The organism is Pseudomonas sp. AP19 (assembly GCF_001728855.1).
Classification (GTDB): domain Bacteria; phylum Pseudomonadota; class Gammaproteobacteria; order Pseudomonadales; family Pseudomonadaceae; genus Aquipseudomonas; species Aquipseudomonas fluorescens.
This window is the reverse complement of record NZ_LXJP01000062.1, coordinates 15,343-38,223: the sequence shown is the minus strand read 5'-3', so window position 1 is coordinate 38,223 and position 22,881 is coordinate 15,343. Positions and strand designations below refer to the sequence as shown.

Sequence of the window (22,881 nt, the reverse complement as noted above, 5' to 3'; positions counted from 1 at the left end):
TGCTGTACGCCTTCTTTCTGACGCAAAGTCGGACTTCGAACAGGACTACAAGCATAAGTACGGTTCCAAAATGACCTTAGCTCAGGTGGCCTCTGAGCTAGGCCTTTCTGAAACCACGATGAAGAAAAAACTCGGCTATTCGCGATTTGAACACCTGCCCTGGGTCCTCCCAATCAGAAATGCAAGGGTCAGACCTGGCCGCAACGATGCTTTTTCTACCATTAAGGTAGCCGCTTTCGCTGCTGGTGATCGCTGATGATTGAAAGTCGATCCTTAGGATTGCTGGTTGGTGCGGCTGCTTTATGTCTAGCCCCTTTTACGGTGGCCGACGGCCAGCGTGAGGGCAGTAATCCAGAAGCGATCGCAGGGCAGTCCTTCTATCAAGGAAAAAGCGAAGGATGGTTCTGGTATCAGGAGTATCCAGATCCTGAGCCGGCAGCAAAGGAATTGCCAGCTGTGCCCTCCCCGCCCAAAACGCCTGAACCTGAGAAGATTTCCAAAGTTGAACGGGATGAAATAAAACCATTTACGTCAGCCTGGATCAGAATTGAACTTCCAAAGTTCAGAGATCGAGCTATGGACGATCCTTCCCCACAGAACGTTCGTGCGTATTACTATCTTCAGCGCATGGCCATGGATAAAGCCACAAAGTTCTCCGAAATGTCGACCAATGTCATTATGAGAGACCCTTTTCTGGATGAGGATTCCCGGCGCCCTCAAGCTACCTATGCAGCTAACGCTATGGCAAGGGAAGCTTTGGATAAGCGTAATGAGGTCGTAAAAGAAATAGGAACAAAGTCGGGTTTGTTTTTTTTCTTTAAAAGTAACTGCATTCTCTGTACAGAGCAGGCTGGAGTTTTAGTTGCTCTTCAGAATGCAACCGGCGTTCCAATCATTCCAATTTCGCTAGATGGTAAACCTTTAGACAACCAACTGTTCCCGGATTATAAAGTAGACTCCGGTCAAGCTGAACAGTTAGGTATTTATCAAACACCTGCTTTAGCGCTTGCAATTCCGCCTGCAAGTACTGAGGTAGTTGGCTTTGGGGCGGTGACACTCGACACTCTACTAAACAGAATTGTCGTTGTGGCAAGAGATGCAAAAGTCATCACCACTAAACAGTATCAATCTACTCAGCCCGTATTCGACAATGGGCTACTTATTTCAAAAGAGCTTCAATCGGTAGATAAATCAGTACTTGAAGACCCAGCACAACTTTCTCAATACCTTCAAGACCATTTGCGCGAAACTGTGAGGATGAATAACGATGAAATTTCCCCGTAAAACTGTTTTATCTCTCATGCTTTCGGTTACGTGTGGCTTGAGCACGACCGCTACACACGCCAACCTGAATTCGCAGCTTGATAGTATGTTCAACAACATGTCTAACACAACTGCACCTGGAGCTTATGAAACTGCTCGCCGTGGTGTTCTAACTGGCGGTGCGTTCACCACAAGAAACAAGATAATGACGACTTCACTTGTTTCAATAAAACCACCATCTTTCGAATCCGGTTGTGGTGGTATCGATATGTTCGGCGGCTCTTTTTCGTTTATTAACGCTCAGCAATTTGTTCAGTTACTTCGTTCGGTTGCAAGTAATGCTGTTGGTATAGCTTCTGGCTATGCGTTCAACATGGCACTGGATGCTTTATGCCCTACCTGTCAAAAACATATTGAAACCCTTCAAAAGAAAGTTCAGCAGCTGAATCAGCTATTTTCCAACAGCTGCCAATTAGCGCAGGGTTTAGTTACAGATGCTTTCAGTGCAATAGACAGTAAACGTGAGAGCGCTTCAAGCACAAAATCCGTCTCCAAAGGTCTTTCCGACGTGTTCGGAAGTTGGGGGGATTCTACCAAATCCACCAGCTCGAAAAACTACGAGGCCGGCGTATTCGAAATGTGCAAGGACCAAGGTAACGTACTTTGGTGCCTTATGCAGGAGAAAAACACAAAAGGTATATACACATATGGCGACACTCAGACTCAAGAACTGATCATGAGCATTGTCGGATCTATTAACCTGGGCGCGCCCGACCAGAGTGCTGCGGATGGCAAAGGTAAGGTTCCGACAATCAGTTATATCCAGCCAACAGGGTTAAGCCTTAAAGACTTTCTTGAGGGCACGGGAGATGGGACAGTTCCGGTCTACAAATGTGATGACGAGGATTATTGTACCAAACCTTCAATGAAAGAGATAAAGATTGAAGGTCTGGCTCAGAAAATTGAAAAAGCATTCAGCGGAGTAGGAGGAAGCATCGGCATTATTGGTAAGTTCTATCATAATACTGGTTCTTTTAGCGACGATGAGAAACGAATGATTGGTAGTTTGAACGGTACCCCTTTTGGCACAATGATCCGAAATCTTGCTAGCCGATCTGATAGTCTTGCTCGGACCTACGTGAGAACTAACTCCCGTGTTATTGCTCTCGCTATGTCTCAGTACTTTATGGACGAGTTGTTAAGAGGTGCGGACATGGCAATTGCTGGAGCCACTATTCCTCATACCGAAGAAGCGGTTCGTAAACTTGGTGAAGCTCGTAAGAAGTTTGATTCTGAAATCATCTCTTTACGGATGCAGTTTGGCGGTGAACCTCAACTGATCAGCCAATATCGGGAATTTATGGCCGCCATGCCAAAAACTAGTCTTTTTATAGGTCGCGCGGCGAATTATCCTGAGGCATCCAACTGATGGCCGCCGAATTTACAATATACTCCGTCGGGGACGCCCGTTTTCTAGGAGAAATCCTTAACGCTGTTGCTATGATATCCGGCACCGGTGATGTTGAGGCTTTAGCCCGCATCGGTTTGATGTTTGGTGTGTTCCTGATTGCATTCCAAGCAGTAAGCAACAATACAGGGATTCAATTCCATAAATTACTTGTGTGTGTGATTCTATACCTTGCAATGTTCGGTGCTACTGCGACAGCTATTGTCGAAGACAAATATACTGGCGCTGTTGAAGTTGTTGATGGAGTGCCACTTGGTCCAGTAGCCGTAGGCTCTTTCTTGTCGGGTATTGGAATCACGCTTTCAGAACTATTTGAACAAGGTTTCTCAACACCTGCCATGACCCAATATGGCTTTGCAGACCCTCTGGATACTTTGATGAAATTTCGTAGGGTTACGCAAGATATGACAGCTATCCCTGCTTTCAATCAAACTGGCGGTGCTGGTGATCTCTATACTTCATGGATGAACTACGTCCGTGAATGTACAATGGTCAACATCGAACGAGACCCAAGTGCGTTTAATAAGATTAAAAACGAGGGCTCACCAATGCAAGCTTTGCGTTTTGATTCCGCAGTTTACGGAACTCTTATTTATGCTCCGGGTGGAGAGGAGTTGTTAAACTGTTCCGATGCCCACACGAGGTTGGTTGAGCTTACAACTAGCCAATTACCTTCTTTGATGGACTCCACTAAGTCAGCTTTTCCAAAGCTTAACGACGGATTTGAAGTTGAAGGTAAAGTAACGGACTCGTTGAATTCCTTAGGTATTGCAGCATCCGATGCCCGTGAATTTGCGTTGGCCAGCGCCCTTCTTCCTGTGTTTCAGGACGGTCCTGCGTCAAAAGCAATGGCTGATATGCAAGACGCTGCTGCGATCATGATGAGTCAAGCCGTGATGCAGCAGAACACCCAGTGGGCGGCAGAAGGTAATATGTTCGTCCGGAACGTCAGACCATTCTTAACCTTTTTTGAAGGGTTCATCTACGCGATATCCCCATTGATGGCGTTCATCCTTGTTCTTGGGAGCCAAGGCATCTCAATGCTTGGGAAATATCTGTTGATGGCCGCGTGGATGATGCTTTGGACTCCCATCATGGCGATTGTCAATCTCTTCATTATTTCGGGTGCTAAGTATCAGATCCAGAGCTTGATGCTAAATCAATTGCAGACATCCCAAATTACCTTTGAGTCCGTTATGCAGGTTGAACGCATTCTCGGTACCTGGGTCGGAGTCGGCGGATACATGGCATCCTCTGTTCCTGTCCTTTGCGGTTTTCTAGTGTGGGGCGGCTCGGTTGCTGGTATGAGCATTGCAAACCGTATGAATGGAAAGGACACTATAGATGAGAAAATTACCAGCCCGGATGTCGTTTCTCCAGGAGCTGGCTTGGCCATGTCGGCTCTTTCGCAAAATGATCCGACGATGGGTAGCCGCATTACTAACTCAGAAATGAATCGCCCTAGCCTCAATGCGAACTCTGCACTCACCAGCTCCGTTCAGTCGGCACAACAGACCGCCGAGGGCGCCCAAACTTCCCTAAACCAGGCGTTCAGTCGTGGTGTACAGAATTCATACCAAAATGCGAGTTCATCGTCTGATCTTGCACAGCTTGGACAGACCGTAGGTGGGGCTTACGGTGTTTCCGGATCTTCCTCTTACAAAGACTTTGCTTCTCAAGCGCGTTCGGAAGGAATCTCCGAGAAATCAGTGAATGCTTACATGGGCGCTATTGGCGGTAGCGGTTCTGCAGGTTTAGAGGCGCTAGGTACAGGTGCCAAGCTTTCTGGCCAGGTCGGCAAGAACTTGACGGAGTCTGATAACAAGGATTTGAGCAGGCTTGCGCAAATTGGTGAAGAAACCGGATTCAATAAGGCTCTTACAGGTTCTATTAATAATGGTGTCAACGCTCAGCAAGCCCATTCGTTATCTAATGCTGAAACCTCAACATTTTCTTCCTCCGACTCAGAACAGATCTCCAAGCAGTCGCAACAAACGCTTTCTGCTCAGAAGAGTTACCAGGAAATGTCTGGTCTTCAGAACATGTTCGGTTCATCGAGCTCAATAAAACTCGATGCTGTGGCTCAGGACGTCTTGAAGTCTGATGGTGCTGCGGAGCGGCTTCAACAAGCTGTCTACGGGGCAGGCCTGCAGGAGAAATCGGCTTCTTTTGCTTCAACCTATGGCTCGACAATGGCTGATCCCAAAGCTGCACAGGTCGCTGGTATGGTTCAAGCTTTGGCGACCAGTGGGGACTGGGAAACTGTTGCGTCTGTTATGCCTGGAACCACGGGTTTTGGTGTGTCTAACGACGCGCATAACTCAAATATCATGATGAATGGACCATCTGTTGATGCCGCAGGGCTGTCAAATCGATTTGATCACATGGGTGTCAAAGATGTTGGTGGTGCTGCGGGGGCTGGTGCTCGTGAATCGTTATTTCAACATGGGAAAACACAGGCCGAAAACCTGGGTAATTCAGGTATCAATGATGCTCGCTCTGACCATAGAGAGCGTGCAGACCAACTTGAAGTACCGAAGCTTGGGCAGTTTGGTGCCGGCGAGCGTTTGACTCATGAGGTAGCAAGTGAATCGGCAGGTGTAATGGGAGCAGCTCTTGAGGGTGCAGCTGAACTCGGGATCATTCATCCAAACGCGGCCGGTGCATACGGACCAGATAAATTACGCCCCGATTCACCTGTACCTACTTCGCTTGATAATCCTCTCCCTGCCCCACCGCAAACCGGCGGGCACAATGTTGAAGATGTTCCTCATCTGCCAGCGGACACGCGGCCAAGCGCTATGTCACCAGACATTTCACCGAAGCAGCCCACAGCTCAGTATTCTGGCGGGCACGATGCTGAAGATGTTCCTCATCTGCCAGCGGACACACGGCCAACCGCCATGTCACCAGACTTTTCACCGAAGCAGCCCACAGCTCAGTATTCTGGCGGGCACGATGCTGAAGATGTTCCTCATCTGCCAGCGGACACACGGCCAACCGCCATGTCACCAGACTTTTCACCGAAGCAGCCCAAAGCTCAGTATTCTGGAGGCCATGACCTTTTGGATGTGCCGCAGCTCCCTCAAGAGTCAGGAACAACTGACAAACCGCCTTATATGCCTGGACAGTAATTTACGCCCCGCCAATCGGCGGGGTTTTTCTATGACTAGTGACGTTTCGCTAGTGAATCTTCTCGCCAAACGAACGTTTCAATTTCGTGTAAAATCGAGCTCTTACCCTAAGTGCTCGAGAACTGAGCTCGGCTAAATTTCACGTTGACTCCATCCAGGAGTGGAAGTCATTAGAGCTTGATGGTGTTGAGTACGATCTCGGCCACCTATCGTCGCACCTAGTGATTTTCAAGGAATAGAGGCAAGACTACGAATTCGTTGCGACTTATAGCCTCCACTGCTTCACGAATAAAGGCAGATGCAACAACTGTCGGTTTCCGAAATAAATGACGAGGTCAGGAATCGCTGCGTCGTCTGACCCGTTGATCTAAATCCCGTCAGGACGTAGGATATGATCACGAACCTCAAAGGAGGGATTTGTATGCTTCTCTTTACCAGCCGTAGCGTCGCCGCTCCCGAAGCGGAACCAAGGCGCCGGATCAAAAAGGGGAATAACGACCCTGTGTTGGTCGTCAAAGAGGCAGCTCGCGTGGGTGATGCTCGCTTCCAGTATTTTGTCGAGACCGGAAAGCTCCGGCGTAAGTGAGGCGTTGTGGCAGTTGCTCGGGTCTTCGTGACCAACGAATTCATGACACTGCCGAACTGGCACGACCTTTACATCGACTTCTACAACTTCAAGGTATGCGGCGACCACCCGCCGTATTGGGGCAGGGACGCCGCTCTTTACCAAAAGCCACTTGGGCATGTTCAATTGACCGATAGCCACGCCGTCACGGCGCGCTGGTCGAAGATTGCTGATCCCTTCTATCGAACAATCAAGGTTACTGAGGCCGCCCACGATCAGTGGCTGTTGTATGCCTATGACGCGGTAGACAATCGATACCTGTTGCTCGATGTGTTCGGCCCGAACGCGCACAACTCGCCTTCGCTTAAACCATACATTCGTACGCTGCTCGATGAAGTCGTGGCGCCGTGGATTGCGGGCCGTCTCGATGTCTTCGAGCCTCCGGAAGACTACGAGCCGTAGCTATTGCCTCAATACGCACTTGTGCCTAGAGTGTCTGTTAACGACGCCGAAAATCACCGGACCTCGTAGCATCCAGCGGCCGAGCACTCTCCTGTCGGTTTCCGAAATAGAAAACCAGCCACGTGCGGGGCGGTGGTGTGTAGCGATCAATTTCTAGATCAATTCCCCTCTTCGGTCGGGCCATCAACAGCAGGCGTCGCAGTGTGGAGTTTCTGAATGTCCTGGGTGCCGGTGATCAGCCGCGGCGGGAATTTCTTTTTCATAGCGTCCGCAGCTTTCGCGAGTGGGTGCGCGGCACGCTGAGCGGCGGAATGCTTGGCTTCGACCTCAAGCATTGCACTGACTGCATCAACTCCCATTCCGCTGTCAGAAACGTGGGCCAACTCCAAAAGGACACTCAACGCGCCACTTTCGCGCATGTAGTCATCCTCGTCTTCAGCGGTAGCTGTTCCTGATTCGCGTTTTTCAAGGAAGCGCAGGACTGCTGAGAGCTGTTGTTGCGCCATACCAATCAGAGTGAGTTCGAGCTTATTCATGGTGTGATCCCTAACTGTTTTTTCGCGGACGTGAAAATGAGCGTCCCGCTAATGCCGCTGCCTCGATCTTACATGTCGGCGGCTTATGTACCTGGTGCGACTTTTCCTATGCAAGCGGCTTCGGAGCGCGAGACATTACCAATCCACATGCACTGCACAGGTAGGTCCCGTTTGGTCCATCTTTCATCCCTTTGGTTGATACCCGTTCCCAGCTTTTTGAATAAGGCTGATCGTTCTCTGAGGTCTTTTCTTCCCCTTGATGGCCATTAGGGCAAGCGAAGTACTCGTATGAGCGCATGGTCATAAGTGTTTTCCGTTAACCGTTGGATGGAGTCGTGTCGGAAGCAGAACTCTCTATCAATCGTAACCAGCCATTGACCTGCTTGAGATAGGCCTTTGGTTCCTCCATGTCGAAATCCTCCAGAATGCGTGCTTTGACGGGTTCAAACTCGGGAGGTATGTTTTTGCACGCCTCTGTCATGGCGTGCTGAAGCTGGAACATCTGCAAAACGTACTCGCGCAGTGCAAGAACCTTTTCGGGCCGGAGCGTCGTTGTTCCCTGCTTAAAGCCGGTGACGTTGTCGCGCAAAACACGCATAGCTGGCTGCAATTGCGACCGGAATTTGCGCAGGTCGGCAAAGCGGGGATCGGCGTGAAAGTCTTCAAAAAGAGTGCGGTCTGTAGTCATGATTTTTCCCTTCTAACAGCGCAGGTCGCGCTGGTCAGTGGCTTTAGCGGCCTCGATCAGCATGGCTTTAACCTTTTCCAGCTTCGGACCTGGGCGCATAACCCGCTATGACTCGTACCCGCCACGGTCTCGGTAGAACAAGCTAGGAGGGTTCACCAAAGCCCACAAATCCTTATCTTCGCACCCGGTGTAGGTTCGTCCGTCGAGGTTCACCAGCGGCATTACAGCGTTGATCCGGCGTGCGTTGGATTCCATGGCTTTTTCCGGTTACTTGGTGAATGTCCAGTTCAGCGCGGTCATGCTGGCAGGTCGAGTACGTACGCCACCAGGGTGCCAACTTCCTGCGGGGTCAGCTCGTCGCGTTTACCAGCCCCGTAAATCATGCCCATGGCCATGCCCCGGCGCTGCTCGAAAGGCGTCGGGGTATCGAGCACCAGGTCGCTGAGGGTCGTGATCAGAAGCATGCGGGCGCGCTCGGGTATCGACTGCAGCAGAGGGCGCAGCACCTCGGGCACGCGCTGCAGTTCGTCGGCTAGGCGCTGGGCGGCGGCCAGGGCAATCGATTCGTTAGGGTTTTTCAGACTCATGCGGTGTCACTCCTTAGATTCTTAGACCTGTACGATTTCAAGTTGGTACTCACTCCTCCAGTCAGAGCCTGCAACGCCCTCATCATCGACAACGCCGTTATCGAGCTGGTGACGAAACTGTTTTTCAGAACCTTCCAGGGAGTCGCACAGCATGTCTTCTAGGTCTGCTTGAGTTACTTCAATTTTGATTTTTATCGGGTTTATTCCTCGATCTTCTCGCCAAGGTGCCGAGCAATTTGATCATTGAGGAACAGGGCTAGGCCCAATGCGGCCTTGTCCGCCAACCGCCGCTGTTGCTTGATGTAGGCCAGCCTGTCGGGCCCCGTCAGCCCCGCCGGCGGCCATTGTTCGGCGTGGGTAGCTTGGCGGTAGGCATTCAGGTCTCCCAGTGTCAGGTGATCCAGGGTCAGGGTCAGCGGCTCGGTCAACAGAGCCGGAGCGGGCTTGCGCGAGGTTTCGGTGCTCATGGCTATGGTTCCATTCAGGGTGTAGGTTCGGTCGTTTTCTACGCCGTCTCTATTGCCGCCGCCCAGCAGGTGCTAGGTTTGGTCATTGCGGGAGTTTTCTTGAGTAGATTTGTTACCGTTTTTGGTGCTTTTAATAAGCTTGAACCGAGAGCGCTTCGTCGAGGAAAAATCAGCCATCAGTCCAGCCGTATCCGCTCCTTCCAAAATCCAGCAAACGTCACCGCCAAAGTAAAGGCCATCACGTCGCACTGAGCCCAACTCTGCAGCCCAACTATCAACAATTTCGATGATGCTTTGGCGGTGCAGCAAGTACTGCACCCGATCCCGGTCCTGAAGGTGGTCACTCGGGTTCACGCTCCAAACGACGGTGAGTGAGCCATTATCTGCAACGGCTTCATCGTTCATTTGCATCAATGAGGACCACAGCGAGCCTATCTGGGTCTTTGCGAACGTGACAATGCCATTCCAAGCAATGTCGTCGTAAGCTGCATTGCAGCTAATCATCCTTGTAAATGCTTCTGGGTATTCTTGATCCGCAATCTGGTGTGGCGTAATTGCCAAGAGATAAGTTGACATTCCCATTTCCTCGATCAATTCGTTGCCATGGCTTGAGCGGCTTTAGACGCCAGAAGGGCATCGGCAAACCCTTTATCTATCTGCTCGGCGACGATAGTGCCTTTGCCTGTAACGGCTACCAGAAGCAGCCCATCCAATTGGCGGATATCGACGGCCCTACCATCGCGCCTTTCGCGTTTCATCACCAGGTGTACGTTACACACCAGACCTTTGTCACCGATGGCAGCGGCGGTAAAGCTTGCAATCGTCACGGTCTGCTCCCAGCCGTCCAGCTTTGCAGGCTGTATTGCTTCCACTACCTGGGGTCTCCCACACAGCACGTTCTGCACATAGCAGGTTGCAACGGTGGGTTGCTGCCCGGCGTAAACTTACCCAGTACACACCGCATAGGCCAGCAGCGCCAAAGCTGCAAATTTCTGTTTCAGGGTTTGGTGTGCTGCTGAGGCGTATTCCGAAAACCTGGTACCGCCGATTGAGGCTTACGCCAATCAGATGGCGCATCTAATTCGGAAACCGACAGTTATCCCTTAAAATACTAGATTCGCAAATCAACGATCCATTCCAGATCCAAATGGATTACCTTCGATGTCCACTTCTCCAATCATCGGTAAGCCAGTAGCTGGATTTGTCATTTTGAAATTTTCTTCTGGCCCACCCACCACATTTCCGTTTGCTTTAACCGGCGAATGGCCCATCCCCGGATCTACTTGCTGAGCATTAGCAATAAGGATGTACAACAAGGCAAATACACCTCCGACTGCGCAGAGCCCAAGCGCATTTTCTGTACTGGAATGCATGGTGAAGTAGATAGCACCGTAAGCGATAGCGGCGCCCACGACGAACGAGGCGATCGATAAATCTTTGCCTTTGACCCGTGCCATTACTGAGATCATAACGAAGACCATCCCTGCTACTGCAGCAAGAAACTCACCAGCCCCCTTCCCTTCTTCTTTGACTGCCCAGACCATACCTAAGGCGAGCCCGAGTTTTATTAGGCCCATGATCATTGAGGAGCCGGTCGCGTTATCAATCTTACGCAAGACATTCTGAACTGCATTCACTGCGTAATGCGCGGGATTTTCCCAAGGCAATATTTCACTATTTGCAAGCTCTAGGTACGCTGCTTTGGTTGAGACGCTTTCTTTAAGCTCATCGGCCATATTGATGAAATCAGCCGCCAATGCTTGATCAGCGCCCCTCGATCTGGCGTTGCTCAAAAGGGCAGCCATAGAGCGTACCAGAAGATTTTGCTGATCGCTCAAGCCTGGCGTTACCCCGGTGTTCCGGCAGATGGACACCCGCACAGATAGAGCTGCCTCAATGTGCAGTTCAACAATCCGCGCTTCGTCGACAATCAGATTCAAATAATTCATGGGGTGCTCCTTGGTTTGTACTTCCATTTTAACCCGCCCCTATTTAATGCAAGAACTCACGTTTTCTGGTTGTACGTTGAGGCTAAAGACATAGATGTTTCATGGTCAAATTCACCTTTGATTGGCTCGCGATCAGTCTGGAGGTACAGGTCCAACCGTGGAATAACTGGGTGACGGGTTGCCTTGTCCGATCGTAGCCGCCTAGCCTTTTCTGGATCGAACGTCCCTAATCCATCCACTCTTGGCCAGGGGGCTTTTTCATTCATTACAACAAAAATCGGCAGGTTGGCGTGCGGCATTGCATCGTAACGAGCCCCTTCTCCAAAGTAGAGCATTACCCGTGGATGAGGTGCAATTGGCCTGTAGCGATGCATTACAGCTTCAGGACTCAATCCGTTAAGAGCTCGAAGCTCCATTTTGCGTTGTTGTTCTTTGGGCAGATCCTCAGCACGGATGGCATCTTCCAACTGGATCTGCAGCTTTTCGATAACCTTTGAGAGAGCGACCGCCTCCGGAGCGGCAGTATGCCCTGCCCATGTGAAAAGAATACGTCGCGGTGTACCGTCAAAAACCTGAATACGGCGTTCAATCTGTTTCAGAACAACCTGCACTTTTAGCGCTGACCGGGCAAATTTTCCTTTAGACATTGTCTTTAAATTTGTTTTATCAACTTCAGTGCCAAGCAGATCCAAAAAACGCTGTCTCGCCCTATTTGCCACACGTGCTGAAGCGAGTACAGAGGTATGCACCCCTATCCAGCCTGGCAGACGCACAACCGTTCCAGGGTGTTGAGTCTCTTCTTTCTCAAACTGTGTAATACCTTTTTTTGTAGCCTCTATCGCTTCCTGCCCTTCTAGCAATATCGGTGTAATCACCTTTGAACTTTGTGCAGTAGCCTTTATAGGCAAAGTCCATACCTGCGCTGCAACGACTTTGGACGTCCACTCCGAGTTGAAATCATGCTGCGCCCGGTTCATATCGTCCCATGCGTCTCGTAAGTCGAAAATCATCGCCCCCCCCTTTGCCCAGAGCATGAGCGCTCATTATCGCATTCTCTACTGCACTATTCTCGGGGCCCAAAGCGAACACAGTAATACCAGCCCTAGACTAGGTATTCAATATAGACCAAATCCCTCCCTCCGCGCACAAGCTCACTAGCACTAACCTTTAGCTTCCTTCCATTTTTCGTTCGGTCTCACAGCGTACAGCGATCAATGAGGAACATAGGATTCAGAGGGTGTAGTCGTAATCGACTACCGTATAGGGCTGGTATTATCATCAAATGTATCTTGAGGTCATATCCATGAAAATCAACAGAATTGGTCTTACCGTCTACGGCTGCAGCGACGCACTCAAATTCGAACCAACTGTAACTGAAGCAGGTGACCCGCCACTGCTGATAGAGGCTACCAACGGCGAACCTAAGAAATACTCTTGGCACGAAAAATAATTTTCCAGGTGACCCTAGGGATCGTCCAAGCCTTCTAACGACAGTTTTTGGCTGGGCACCAACGTACACAGCATCGAATTATCGTGCCGGTAATAACTCGTTGATATTGGAAAATCAGGGAGGAAACTGAAGAATATTCCGCCGCGTATCTGATGGGGCGTAACGGGTTGCAGTACCGATCGGCCCTGCAGATGCTTTCGGTATTGGTAGGACTGGGCCTGTCACAACACGACGTTCTAGAGATCCTCCGTTTGACCACAGGGAGACTTTTGAATAACCAGGCCAAAGCAAATCCTGCTATCTAGGTCTGATTTCAAATTGCCCTAGGTATGATGCTATTAATTCCGCAACCGCCCTACCCTCTTTATCGTTTAACCCTACTAAATCTGGTAATGCCAACCCATTCATGACCATGCCTTTGTGACCTAGAAACATTAAGTCTTCGGGGGGTATAGAACCTGCTGGGGCTGTGATTCGCTCCATACCAAGCCAACTCAAATACATAACATTGCTTGCTGGATCGTGAAAAAATAAGGGCTTGCAATCCCCTCCTCCACTCATCAACAAAAGTTTAGCTTTCTCAGCTGCGTCGTCGCTGATCCTCCACGGGTAACTGTCATCTATCTCCGGATTCCTGTTCCTTAACAGCACCAGCGTCAATAACTCAGCAAGAAGTACCGAGGCCTTTTGTTCCCGCGCGGGACTATCCATTTCAGTTTTGACCCGTAAATACTGGAAAGCCGCTCTAAGCAACTGGGCTTGGGAAATCATAAGAGCTCTAATCAATTGTGAAATTTGATGGTTCTGATTGTTTATTTTGGGAAAAGTCAAAAAAGGCCAAAGCGTGAACCTGCGCTCCGGCCTTTTCAATACTGCCCTACTCTTTCTTAATTGGCGAAACTGATTTTACGTAATCCCAAATTCTATTTAACTGATCCTCTGTGAATTCCTTCCTATCAAGATGGATCACACGCTCCTTCTTTGTATCCTTGACATACGCAATCGCTACACCCTCCTTTTGAATATCGGAAGACACCGATTTTGGCTTAGGAGATTTATTTACACCCAGTTGAGTAAGCACTGCATTGACAAATGCATTCTGCTTTATTTTGTTACTCGTTAGATCCCTGAGAGCTTTACAGAAAGCTTCGTCAATAGCTGTTTTATCCAGCTCAGGAAGCAAATTCAACGCAGACCGAAGAGAGCCTGCAGTATTGCTCCCCATGATTTTAGGGTTCTTTCTCAGGATCTCAAGCGCTCCTGGTGTGAACACTTCGAAAGCATCAATCCGAGACAAGTGAGCTTTACTAATTTTAATTTTTTGCTTGATCGTATTGCTCGATTTGAAGTCTGCTCTCATTCTCATAATCGAATTAAAGATCTCGAAATCAGAGAGATTTTTCCGCTGAACATTTTCCTGTAGTGCATTCGCAGCGCTGGTTTCATCGTCTATCTGTACTACGAAGGAGCTGATCATCACCCTTCCGAGCACTTTGTGAGCTCTCAAGCGGCATTCGCCAGTAACAAGCTCGAACCGCTCACCTTTCACTCTGACGGTAATTGGGCTTTGCAAACCTAACTCTTCTATGGACTGAGCAAGTTCTTCAATTTCTTCTGCATCAAAAGACATCCGAGGTTGATACGGGTTGGGATCGATCAAATCAACCCTGAGCGGCTGCGCAACACGCGCCCCCTGCTCGTCATTCTCATTCGGTTGCAATTCTCGATGCTGACCTACCTGTTGGGACAGTGAATCTTTCAACTGGCTTGCCAAGCCCGCCTTCTTAACTGGTTGAGGCTTCGGGGGGACTACTTCCGGTTCTTTATTCTTTGCGGCTGATTTAGCAACCATTATGCTTCCTCCCGATACTCTTTGGTTTCATCTACTAGCCACTCGGCCAATTGTCGGAATTGCTTGCTCACAGTGTTTCCGCTTTCCAGTTGACGCAATGTCATTTGAAAAGTTGAGGCTTGCTTTACTTTGGTGGTCGTTCCTAATTTTACTGGAATAACCGCCCCATATAGGTTTGCTGCGTTTTCTTCCATATTTTTACAGACTAGTTGTCGTTGGTCATGACGGTTAAGTAGCACTCCAAGATTTACAAGTCCAGGATTTATCTGCTTGATTTTCTTCACCCGATTTAACAGATCTTCATGACCATGCAGACCATACGCATCGCCTGATTCAACGGGCACAATCAAGTGAGTGCCTGCCGCTAGCGCGTTCGTTGTAAGTAATTTAAGGCTAGGTGGGCAGTCAATAATAATGAAGTCTGCCTTGCCCATAAGAGGTGCAAGGCGTTCTTTTAGTACTTCGTTCGGACGAGGCTCAGCTCTGAGTAAATCATCTGAATTCTCCAGCGCAATCGAGCCATAGATCAGAGATAAACCTTCCACCCGCGTGTCATCATGGATGAATACCGTCAGCGGCAGTTCCATAACTGACAGCATTTCTGCCGCGGTATATTGAATTTCCGATGGGTGACTCATCCCAATATGTCGACTGGCATTCGCCTGGGGATCCAAATCGAGAAAGCAAACCGAGTAACCCATCTGAGCAATTTCGTCACCGACGTTAATGCTTGACGTTGTTTTAGCCGCCCCCCCCTTGTGATTCGCGAATACGAAAACAACCGTCTTTTTCAAATTTTGCGTGCTTCCCACAGCTCAACTCCCATTAACAAAATGTTGATCTGATGCTACCGCACATGTAAAAAACGCAAGCAGCGACACCCTGTTCCTACTAGGAACGCTTATTTTGAATGCGTCCCTAGTGACTGTTTTATCCCAGCGTCGATTCAGACGAGCGTCACCAGCTGAACCTCGGCGGTTCTCCTGCATTCACCAACGACACTGAGAGGGTCGACCGGGGTGATGCGAGAACATTCTACAGTGCTCCGCTTTGAATTCCATCAAAAAGCAAACGCTAGAAATTGTTCCTAGTAGGAACAAGCAGATCCCTGAGAAATTGACAGACCTAGTAAATTGCCTTTCTCCAATCTCCTTGACCATAGCTCCTATAGTAAATTATCTGCGTACAACATCGCGTTGTTGTTATTCAGCCCTATTCATTCAGAGCAACAAGCGTTGACGATTTAAATTTTCATGATCGTTCCTACTAGGAACGATCTATTGTCGCTTTCCGCTTTAAGTAATTAGATATGCAAAAGACGACAACTAAGTGAATGACGCTGAAAACAAGGGTAATCACCAAACACGCGTTCCTAGTAGGAACATAGGCGTGCTATAGCCGTTCTCCTGAACGACTGTTAGTAATGGCTAATAGTAGGATTCCGCTCAGTCGTTCAAGCGAACGACTCGCAGACTATAAAAAACTTGCGTACTGATTAAAAAAAAGGCAATTGAACTAGCAAACGACTAGCGAAAGACAGGCTAATCCAAATATGAGTCGTCGCGTATGGGGAGGGAGGAGGGGAGGAGGGGGGAGTGCAGCGAAACGCGTGCCAATGTTAATTTTCTGCGATATCTAGCAGATAAGAACTTCTGATGTCGACTGTCTGAATACCGCGTGTCAATGCAACGTATAGCAGGTTTAATTCGTCATCGAGCTTAGAACCGAGACGCTTCTGATTGAACGAGGTTAACAATTTATCAAAGTCAGAGGCTATTATCGTGTTCGGCCACTCGAGCCCTTTGCATCGATGAGCTGTCGTTAGAATAAACCTCGCATCATTAGGTGGTTTTTTAAGGGCTTTTGTGCGCGCACCAAGGTTTTCTAGCATCCCGACAACATCACCTGATCGAGATTCGAATTCCTTCGTCATCGAGATAATCTGCGCAATCTCCGCGTCAGCATATTTCTCAGCCCAGCATTCAGCCTCAAAAAAAGATTTGAACTGAAAGAATGATGGGTGCTTTTTCCCGCTATGTGCCCCTCTTTTAAGGTCGAAGGCTGTACGGACCTTTGATGCTAAATCCTCTAAATCTCCTATGACGAAGACCTGGTCCGAACGGTTGTAGTCGTACAGCATCAGAGCATCTTTCACGAGTTCTGCATTGGTTCTATAAATCTTGGTAACAGCTTCACACTTTGGTGCTGCGGTTAGGGATGTTCCCTTATCCGCCATACCTTTCAGCACCAAGCCAGGCTTAACCTTCTTCTTTTGAAGAAGCTTATTAGCAAGAATAGCTACCGCAGGACCGAATCGGAAACTTTGAGATAGCGAGCACCGTAACCCATCCATGTTTGTCAAAGCGTCCACAGCCCCCCTGAAAGCATAGATCTGTTGTGCAGAATCTCCGACAGCGATCAAATTGTTTGCATGCTCCAAGCACCCAAGCATGACCGCTGAGCTATCTTGAGCCTCGTCGACCAGAACCGAGTCATATTCGTTCATACCTGGAGCACCTAAGAGGTGCCATGTTTTCAGATAAGCATCATGCGTAACGGGGATGCTGCCTTTGCTAAGAGGGGAGACCAGCTGGAACAACCGTTGGGTATCGTCTATGGCCTGTTCCAGGCTAATGGTGTCATGCAGCAGCCACTGGGCTATGTGTTCGAGGCATATATTGTTGTCATCGGATGCGCAAAAACGCTCCATTGACGTCAGCAGGGCTCTGGCATAAGCAAACTTGTCAGGAACCCCTGGGCGTCCTTCTAGAGCTAGTGCATCAATGATGTGTTTGCTGTAAACGGACCCCGTTTTTCGATGTGCCAAGGCTTTAGAAAGTGCGCGATAGGCAACGCTATGAACAGTTCTAACTTCAACGCCGCTAGGGAAAGCTTCTCTTCCTGCGGCAGCCAACGCGGAGTTGTACGCGAGGTACAACTGCTTAGCGTGGCCTGCTTCAAATAGCGCGGAGGAGATTGAATGCAGAGTGGTGGTCTTTCCGCATCCCGCACCAGCCTCAATAACCAATGGCGTAGAGGAATTCGCCGCTTGCAGAGCAGAATTCACACATTGGTTCTGCTCTTCAGTCTGTACGTACATTCACTACTGCTGTATTTGAGAAAGGGGAGGGGAGGGCATCAGTGGCTAAGCAACTTCTCGACATCAGCACTGGATACACCAAGTGAACGCGCAATTTCATCATCTGATTGACCCCAGTTGCGCATTTTTAACGCCTCGTCCCTCACCTGGGCGATATTACGGTTTTTATCAAAAGCAGATGGCTGATCTTCTACTTGGAGCAGTTGACACAACGGGCAGGATTTTTGAGCAAGGCGAACGGGCCTAAAAAATGATATTCCGCAATGACCGCAGTAATGCTCACTCAGTTCTGCAGAGCGGTAATCACGGGCAATGACCCAGGCGTCATTGATATCAAGAAGTACCGTCTCATCGACTTTACCTCCGCGAGCGGCACCGTGTGCATCCTGGTATACATCGAATGCAGCGATAACAGCTTCTACGTCGATTTCCTCATCCGGCTTAATCGCAAGTTGACGGTAGCTGAGCAAGAAGATTGTTGCCTCAACAGCAGCGGCATTGCTTTTAATCAATGTCTCAGCACTGCTTAATGGCCCGCATGAGGACTCAGGCGCGTCGGAATTTTTTCGCATGTTCTCAATGATCTTTCTAGAAACCCCCGTGGAGTTTCTGACCACAACACTTCGAAATCCTGCGCCAATCATCCTTCTCGCAAAAATGATGGTTTCCGATGATGCTGCCTGGCTCATAGCTTTCTCCCTCGCTTAGCGTTTCCGCCCAATATCCGTAATGTTTGTAAAGCACTGTTTCTGTCCGCAACATCAGTCCCGGCACGCAGCTGGAACTGGATGCGTCCACCTCGAAGGGCATCATGAACAGATTGAAAGTTTGCGTTGTGTAGCCAGTTCGCCATTTGTCGCGTAAGGCCGTGCCGTAACTGAGCTTTGAGTTTGTCGTTCATCAACTGCGCACGAATCTCTAAAAGCACACACATGACCTTATAAAGGTCTTCGGAGCCTTTGAGTTGTGAAGTCGCAGTGTCATCGAATTTGATTGTCAGAGGGCTGATAGGACTGGTAGCCAATCCAATGTAGGTCGAATAGTCGACTTTCTTCATCCATTCTCGTTCTGCGAGAGAAAAAGCAGTCAAGCTTCTGAAACAATCAGGCTGTGATTGACTGAGAGAAGAGAGGGCTTCGAGAAGCAACTGAGATTCAAACATCAGTTCACCTCAGCTGACAAAATCTGTAGGCGCCGCCAAATAGAGAGGACTTTTCTCGCATAATCGCGGCTTGTCTTTTCTAGATCTGGGTTCTGGGTGTTGTACCCGCCAATGGCCAGCTCCATATCACCTGGTCGAGCGTCGATCGCCTCTCTGAGGATCTGGGCACCTACCTTCACATTTGTTCTGAGTTCGAATAAGTCCTCTACGCGGTCAACCCGGTACCCGTTCCATCGAATGTTGACCTGCATGAGACCCACATCGCATAGGTTGGTACGCTTGAGCTCTCTCCGGAGAATTTCCTCTGCCTTTACCCGAGTCTCAGGGTAAAAAGCACCTGTGCCCTTACAGTTGATGGCATAGGGGTGCGGCCTCACTTTGAATCCACCAGCATCAGTTCGGCTTTCCTGGAGGGCTATCGCATATAACAGCAACGGATCCAAAGCCTTTGGCTTACCAAATTCCTCCCACACTGTCCCGCGCAAATCAAACGCAAAGACGTTCGGTGCGGAAGAGGCTAAAGCCGTACTGAAAACGATGATCCTAAGTGTTTTTCTCATAATTCCGTGGCTTTTCTTTGGTATCCCAACGCTGTTGCGCAGCGAGATACGGAAAATGGCGCCTAATTTGTGACGGAATTCTAGTTTGGGTTGTCAGGGGTTGCAATAGGTTGTCGTCGTTAAGCTGTGGAATTTTCACAGCTTGCCGTGGTCTTTTTTGGTTAAACTGAGGTTTGTCGCTACTCTTCTGTAGGATTCTGAGGTTTTTTTGACGCTAACAACTTTGGTTGCACTTGACAGTCAAAATGATGGCGCGTTGCCATATCATTGACTACGATCGTGGGGACCTATTTAAGGTTAGTATTCATGTAGACTAAATACGCAGAATCCTAAGGTTTTGAATGGATTCAAACACTTGAACAATGAGACCCCTTTTAAATGAGTGATGTGTTACCCACGACTTTCGATAAGGAAGCCTTTGCTGCACGGATGAAGCGTGCGATGGGCGAAAAGGGGAATTCATGGATCTGTGATCGCGTGAGTTTTTCAGATTCGACACTTCGCTCCTACCTCAAGGGAGAGGTGGAGCCTACCCTCAGTAATTTGATGTCCTTCTGCCAGGCTACCGGAGCTAATTTCACTTGGTTGGTAACGGGAGACGAATCCGCGACAGCAAACGAGAAGGAAGCCCAGCTCGTCTCTCTGACTGAAGATGAGCTCGCCTATCAGTTGGGGTATATCAGCAAAAAGCCGGTCGGCCACGAGACAGCAACTAAATTTGTTCTTACCCAAGACCGCAGCTATTTTGCCTTGGGTGGAAGGGATCCAGATCTCTGTCGATTGCTGACAATCACGTCAGATACGAACGCTCCAAAGCTGAAACCAGGGGACCACTGTTTAGTGGATATTCGGAAGCAGCCGTTGACTCAAGGGTATTTTCTTCTGGCGGTTCAGGGATCGGCAATTATTAGGGTTGTTTCCCCAACAATCCGTGGATATATGGCTATGCCCGTGAACTCCACTTACCCAGGCTTCACATTGACGGTGGACGCTGAGTTTTATCCAACCGATCCTGGAGTAAGCATCATCGGGCGGCTGTTCAACCATTTCGAAGTCACCCCCCTGTAGCGCCATAAGCTGAGCGAACAGTTTACAGCCTGAAAACCGCGGGGATCTTGCGTCCTGCGATTGAAGTATTTTCTCTTAGGAGCTGCCGGAGCTGGGACTTCTCGTGATTGATGGCTTTGAGAACCTTGGCGATTCGGGACCTTGCCTTTCTTCCAGCCTCAGGGTTCTCTGGGTAATGCAGGTCTTGAAGCGCTGTTGATAGCTCAACATCTACCTCTGCAGGTGAAACTGAGAGAAGCCTGGGAAGAACAAGTCCCAGCTCAAAATGCATGTAATGTATTGCCAACCATTTTGCGGCCTCCCATTCGTCTAGAGGAAGTCGGCAAAAATAGTCGTTTGCTTTGCTCGAGATAGGATATCGCGGCTCTACTTTTCCAACATACCTTCTGGCGAGATTGAAGCATTCAAAAACCAGCCCTTCTGGGCTAGCAACCACTTGGCCAGCGTAGGCAAAAGGAGCCCCCTCTATGATTGATTCGGGGTTGCTGTTAGATACTTTCGCGTTTAGCTCGTTACCAATGCCATCTGAAAGCCTCAAGAAAGCAGGTAAGCCATTTGTGTCTGATTTTGATACCCAGGCTATCCGCCCGATGAGTACGCCCTCCCAGCCAGCTTGTAGGCCGCTGTAGCACGCAAGCACCTCTGTACGATCGATGTATCTTTCTGGCATCTGAAGTCCAGCAATTGTTTTCAATCAAATACCCTCGTGTTCTGATATCTCTTTCTATCGGGATCTAAAAATACACAAGGCCCTTCCGGGCCCCGTGGTCAAGACATGGTGGCATTGATGTTACTGGGCAATTGCCTTCGAGTTCGTTGAGCACCCAACTTTGGCGCCGCTTGCTGAGGTGTTGAAACCGAAGAGGGAGCCTTTTCAGTTGCCGCTGAAGCTGGTGTGTTCTCTGGAATAGGTGAGACTACTTTTGCGCTGGACCCAACCTGGGCCACAGGTGCTCCTGCGAAGTTCGACATTTGACCCTGCCCCCTCATCAAAAATATGGCGGCAGTAGCCAAGGCTCTAACGCGTTCCGCTCTGCTTCGAGGGGAGAGGTGCTCCAGCTCGGCCAGCAATTCAGGATGGGACTCATCAACAATGACTTGCGTTTTGATGGAGGGCATTTATCAGACTGCCTTATCTACGCCATACCAGAAAAATCCGGTGGCATTGGACGTTACCGGGCTATCGGAAATGATGGGCTGTGTTTTCGGATAGACTTCTTTTGCAGCATCCATATAGAACGTCCCGCCGCCGCCTCCGCCTACCAGAAAATCCAGCTCCTTTCCTGCTAAAAACCTCATATCACGTCTTACTTCTTCGAGCGCTGCCGGTGCAATTCGCGCAGCTGCTCGCTGCAAGTACATTTCAAGCTCCACCACTTTTCCGAAGAGGCGGATAGTCGTTTTGCCCTGCTGTAGGGCAATTTCAAGCTTTTCAGTGCCGGGGCTTCCTCCCAGGTCTTTAATGATCTCTTCATTGACCGCGTCAAGCATGACGCTCATTGCTTTCAACGAGCTGTTTGAAGAGCTTTCAACTAGCTCACCGTTTACAAACAAAACCCAGTCCAAGCTGAAGAACCCTGGATCTAGCACAAGAACGCTCGATTCGTTAAAGGCAGCTCCGTCTTCATGGTATGAGAACACATCCACGAAGGTACCCACCGGCTGAGCCAGTACGATGACCTCTTTTACAGTGATTTTGCGAGCTGCTGCGACCTGATGCTCCCCTTTGAGCCGATCGATCAAGGCCTCACGCATCGCCCTGTTCCGATTGTGAGATACCGGTAGCCCAGTCACCAGTACATCGATGATGTCTCCTTCCTGGCAAGCCTCGATGAGAGAGGCGTGGAACAGCGCTTTGTAAACATCACTCGAGGTGAAATCTTCATGCAATTGCCGCTGCATGCCGCTGGATCTCCCTGGATCAATACAAGCAATCCAAGGCTGGCCATCGACCAATACACGATATTCACCTTCTCGACGAGCCGATCCATCTTCGTACCCAGTTGGCATCTGAGTAATAGGTGCTGCCTGCGCTGGTTTGACGATGACAGTTGGTTCAGCCCCACCTTTGAAACCGTAGGCGAGCTTGAGATTGCTGTACCCGATGTCGAGACCAACTACCAGTTTTCCTGTTTCTATTACGTTTTTTGCCATTCAACAATTCCTCACCATTAATCAATTCAGTCAAATTCCAGTCGTTCAACCGAACGACAAACCACAAAGCTCAGCATGAGATTTGGCTCCGCAGTGGCTCTTGAGGCTCTAGTCGTTCACGAAAACGACTAAAGCCTCTCAACCCACCGACCTCCGCTTTGTCTTCCCCGCGAAATACTGGAGTGCGTCTTGAGTCGATTTGATGTTGGCATGCCTGGAAATAATGCAAGTCGATCATCAACCCCCTGGTTGGGGGTCGTTAGGTGCTGTCCATAATTAGGCGATGTGGCTCAATTAGCTTTCGAATAGGTGCTTGCTGATTATTCGTAAAACCAGCTGAATTTTATTAGCGAAAAGTCGCCATTCGTAAATTCAACTGCATTTGCTGATGATTAGCTACGCTCAATAAATTGACC

Annotated in this window: 24 protein-coding genes; 7 read left to right on the top strand and 17 right to left on the bottom strand. The window is 49.3% G+C overall.

Going from position 1 to position 22,881, the window contains the following annotated elements; translation table 11 throughout:
* From A7D21_RS36075 to A7D21_RS28835, 6 genes are all read left to right on the top strand, one after another.
* Positions 1 to 256 (top strand): hypothetical protein (locus tag A7D21_RS36075; RefSeq protein WP_218188706.1); only part of this gene is annotated, 256 nt, incomplete at its 5' end.
* A complete protein-coding gene (gene traF / locus A7D21_RS28850; RefSeq protein ID WP_083272260.1) occupies positions 256 to 1,284 on the top strand; it encodes a conjugal transfer protein TraF in 1,029 nt (342 codons plus the stop codon). The genes A7D21_RS36075 and traF, both read left to right, overlap by 1 nt.
* Positions 1,268 to 2,692, top strand: coding sequence for a conjugal transfer protein TraH (locus A7D21_RS28845; RefSeq protein ID WP_069553299.1), 1,425 nt, complete (start codon positions 1,268 to 1,270; stop codon positions 2,690 to 2,692). The genes traF and A7D21_RS28845 overlap by 17 nt, the downstream gene beginning before the upstream one ends.
* The gene (locus A7D21_RS28840) at positions 2,692 to 5,865 is read left to right on the top strand and encodes a conjugal transfer protein TraG N-terminal domain-containing protein (protein ID WP_069553298.1); all 3,174 of its coding nucleotides are present in this window, start codon (positions 2,692 to 2,694) and stop codon (positions 5,863 to 5,865) included. Before A7D21_RS28845 ends, A7D21_RS28840 begins: the two co-directional genes overlap by 1 nt.
* A 421-nt stretch (positions 5,866 to 6,286) precedes the next feature.
* Positions 6,287 to 6,451, top strand: coding sequence for a hypothetical protein (locus A7D21_RS35955; RefSeq protein WP_171902651.1), 165 nt, complete (start codon positions 6,287 to 6,289; stop codon positions 6,449 to 6,451).
* Between the two features lie 27 nt (positions 6,452 to 6,478).
* A complete protein-coding gene (locus A7D21_RS28835) occupies positions 6,479 to 6,892 on the top strand; it encodes a hypothetical protein (protein WP_141718287.1) in 414 nt (137 codons plus the stop codon).
* Between the two features lie 158 nt (positions 6,893 to 7,050).
* Here A7D21_RS28835 and A7D21_RS28830 read toward each other — a convergent pair whose 3' ends face one another.
* The 15 genes from A7D21_RS28830 to A7D21_RS28760 form a co-directional block, all read right to left on the bottom strand.
* Positions 7,051 to 7,428 (bottom strand): hypothetical protein, encoded by a 378-nt coding sequence (locus tag A7D21_RS28830; protein ID WP_069553296.1) that lies wholly within the window; start codon positions 7,426 to 7,428, stop codon positions 7,051 to 7,053.
* Positions 7,429 to 7,744: 316 nt separating this feature from the next.
* Positions 7,745 to 8,116 (bottom strand): hypothetical protein, encoded by a 372-nt coding sequence (locus tag A7D21_RS28825; protein ID WP_069553295.1) that lies wholly within the window; start codon positions 8,114 to 8,116, stop codon positions 7,745 to 7,747.
* 296 nt (positions 8,117 to 8,412) lie between these two features.
* Positions 8,413 to 8,703, bottom strand: a complete 291-nt coding sequence (locus A7D21_RS28820; protein ID WP_069553294.1) for a hypothetical protein — start codon at positions 8,701 to 8,703, stop codon at positions 8,413 to 8,415.
* 200 nt (positions 8,704 to 8,903) lie between these two features.
* Positions 8,904 to 9,170 (bottom strand): hypothetical protein, encoded by a 267-nt coding sequence (locus A7D21_RS28815; RefSeq protein ID WP_069553293.1) that lies wholly within the window; start codon positions 9,168 to 9,170, stop codon positions 8,904 to 8,906.
* A gap of 72 nt (positions 9,171 to 9,242) precedes the next feature.
* Positions 9,243 to 9,746: a hypothetical protein gene (locus A7D21_RS28810; protein WP_069553292.1), complete on the bottom strand. Its 504-nt coding sequence runs from the start codon at positions 9,744 to 9,746 to the stop codon at positions 9,243 to 9,245.
* A 14-nt stretch (positions 9,747 to 9,760) separates the two neighbouring features.
* Positions 9,761 to 10,042 carry a hypothetical protein gene (locus tag A7D21_RS28805; protein WP_069553291.1) on the bottom strand — a complete coding sequence of 94 codons (282 nt, stop codon included), beginning with the start codon at positions 10,040 to 10,042 and terminating at the stop codon, positions 9,761 to 9,763.
* 252 nt (positions 10,043 to 10,294) lie between these two features.
* Entirely contained in the window at positions 10,295 to 11,119 is an 825-nt protein-coding gene (locus A7D21_RS28800) for a hypothetical protein (RefSeq protein WP_069553290.1), read from the bottom strand.
* 56 nt (positions 11,120 to 11,175) lie between these two features.
* Complete coding sequence (locus A7D21_RS28795; RefSeq protein ID WP_069553289.1) at positions 11,176 to 12,153, bottom strand: DNA replication terminus site-binding protein; 978 nt, start codon at positions 12,151 to 12,153, stop codon at positions 11,176 to 11,178.
* 713 nt (positions 12,154 to 12,866) lie between these two features.
* Positions 12,867 to 13,340, bottom strand: a complete 474-nt coding sequence (locus tag A7D21_RS28790) for a hypothetical protein (RefSeq protein WP_069553288.1) — start codon at positions 13,338 to 13,340, stop codon at positions 12,867 to 12,869.
* A 106-nt stretch (positions 13,341 to 13,446) separates the two neighbouring features.
* Positions 13,447 to 14,421 (bottom strand): ParB/RepB/Spo0J family partition protein, encoded by a 975-nt coding sequence (locus tag A7D21_RS28785; protein ID WP_069553287.1) that lies wholly within the window; start codon positions 14,419 to 14,421, stop codon positions 13,447 to 13,449.
* On the bottom strand, positions 14,421 to 15,233 hold the full coding sequence (locus tag A7D21_RS28780) for a ParA family protein (protein WP_069553286.1): 813 nt from the start codon (positions 15,231 to 15,233) through the stop codon (positions 14,421 to 14,423). The genes A7D21_RS28785 and A7D21_RS28780 overlap by 1 nt, the downstream gene beginning before the upstream one ends.
* Before the next feature lie 806 nt (positions 15,234 to 16,039).
* Positions 16,040 to 17,521 (bottom strand): UvrD-helicase domain-containing protein, encoded by a 1,482-nt coding sequence (locus A7D21_RS28775; RefSeq protein ID WP_069553285.1) that lies wholly within the window; start codon positions 17,519 to 17,521, stop codon positions 16,040 to 16,042.
* A 38-nt stretch (positions 17,522 to 17,559) separates the two neighbouring features.
* On the bottom strand, positions 17,560 to 18,210 hold the full coding sequence (locus A7D21_RS34805) for a FlhC family transcriptional regulator (protein WP_083272259.1): 651 nt from the start codon (positions 18,208 to 18,210) through the stop codon (positions 17,560 to 17,562).
* Positions 18,207 to 18,683 (bottom strand): hypothetical protein, encoded by a 477-nt coding sequence (locus A7D21_RS28765; RefSeq protein ID WP_069553283.1) that lies wholly within the window; start codon positions 18,681 to 18,683, stop codon positions 18,207 to 18,209. Before A7D21_RS28765 ends, A7D21_RS34805 begins: the two co-directional genes overlap by 4 nt.
* Entirely contained in the window at positions 18,683 to 19,243 is a 561-nt protein-coding gene (locus A7D21_RS28760; RefSeq protein ID WP_069553282.1) for a lytic transglycosylase domain-containing protein, read from the bottom strand. The genes A7D21_RS28765 and A7D21_RS28760 overlap by 1 nt, the downstream gene beginning before the upstream one ends.
* Before the next feature lie 378 nt (positions 19,244 to 19,621).
* Here A7D21_RS28760 and A7D21_RS28755 point away from each other — a divergent pair, with 378 nt between their 5' ends.
* A complete protein-coding gene (locus A7D21_RS28755; RefSeq protein WP_069553281.1) occupies positions 19,622 to 20,311 on the top strand; it encodes a hypothetical protein in 690 nt (229 codons plus the stop codon).
* A gap of 22 nt (positions 20,312 to 20,333) precedes the next feature.
* On the opposite strand, the gene A7D21_RS28750 is transcribed toward A7D21_RS28755, so the two are convergent.
* Both A7D21_RS28750 and A7D21_RS28745 read right to left on the bottom strand, forming a co-directional pair.
* Positions 20,334 to 21,005, bottom strand: a complete 672-nt coding sequence (locus A7D21_RS28750) for a hypothetical protein (protein WP_141718286.1) — start codon at positions 21,003 to 21,005, stop codon at positions 20,334 to 20,336.
* Positions 21,006 to 21,433: 428 nt separating this feature from the next.
* Positions 21,434 to 22,465 (bottom strand): ParM/StbA family protein, encoded by a 1,032-nt coding sequence (locus A7D21_RS28745; RefSeq protein WP_069553279.1) that lies wholly within the window; start codon positions 22,463 to 22,465, stop codon positions 21,434 to 21,436.
* Positions 22,466 to 22,881: the final 416 nt, after the last annotated feature.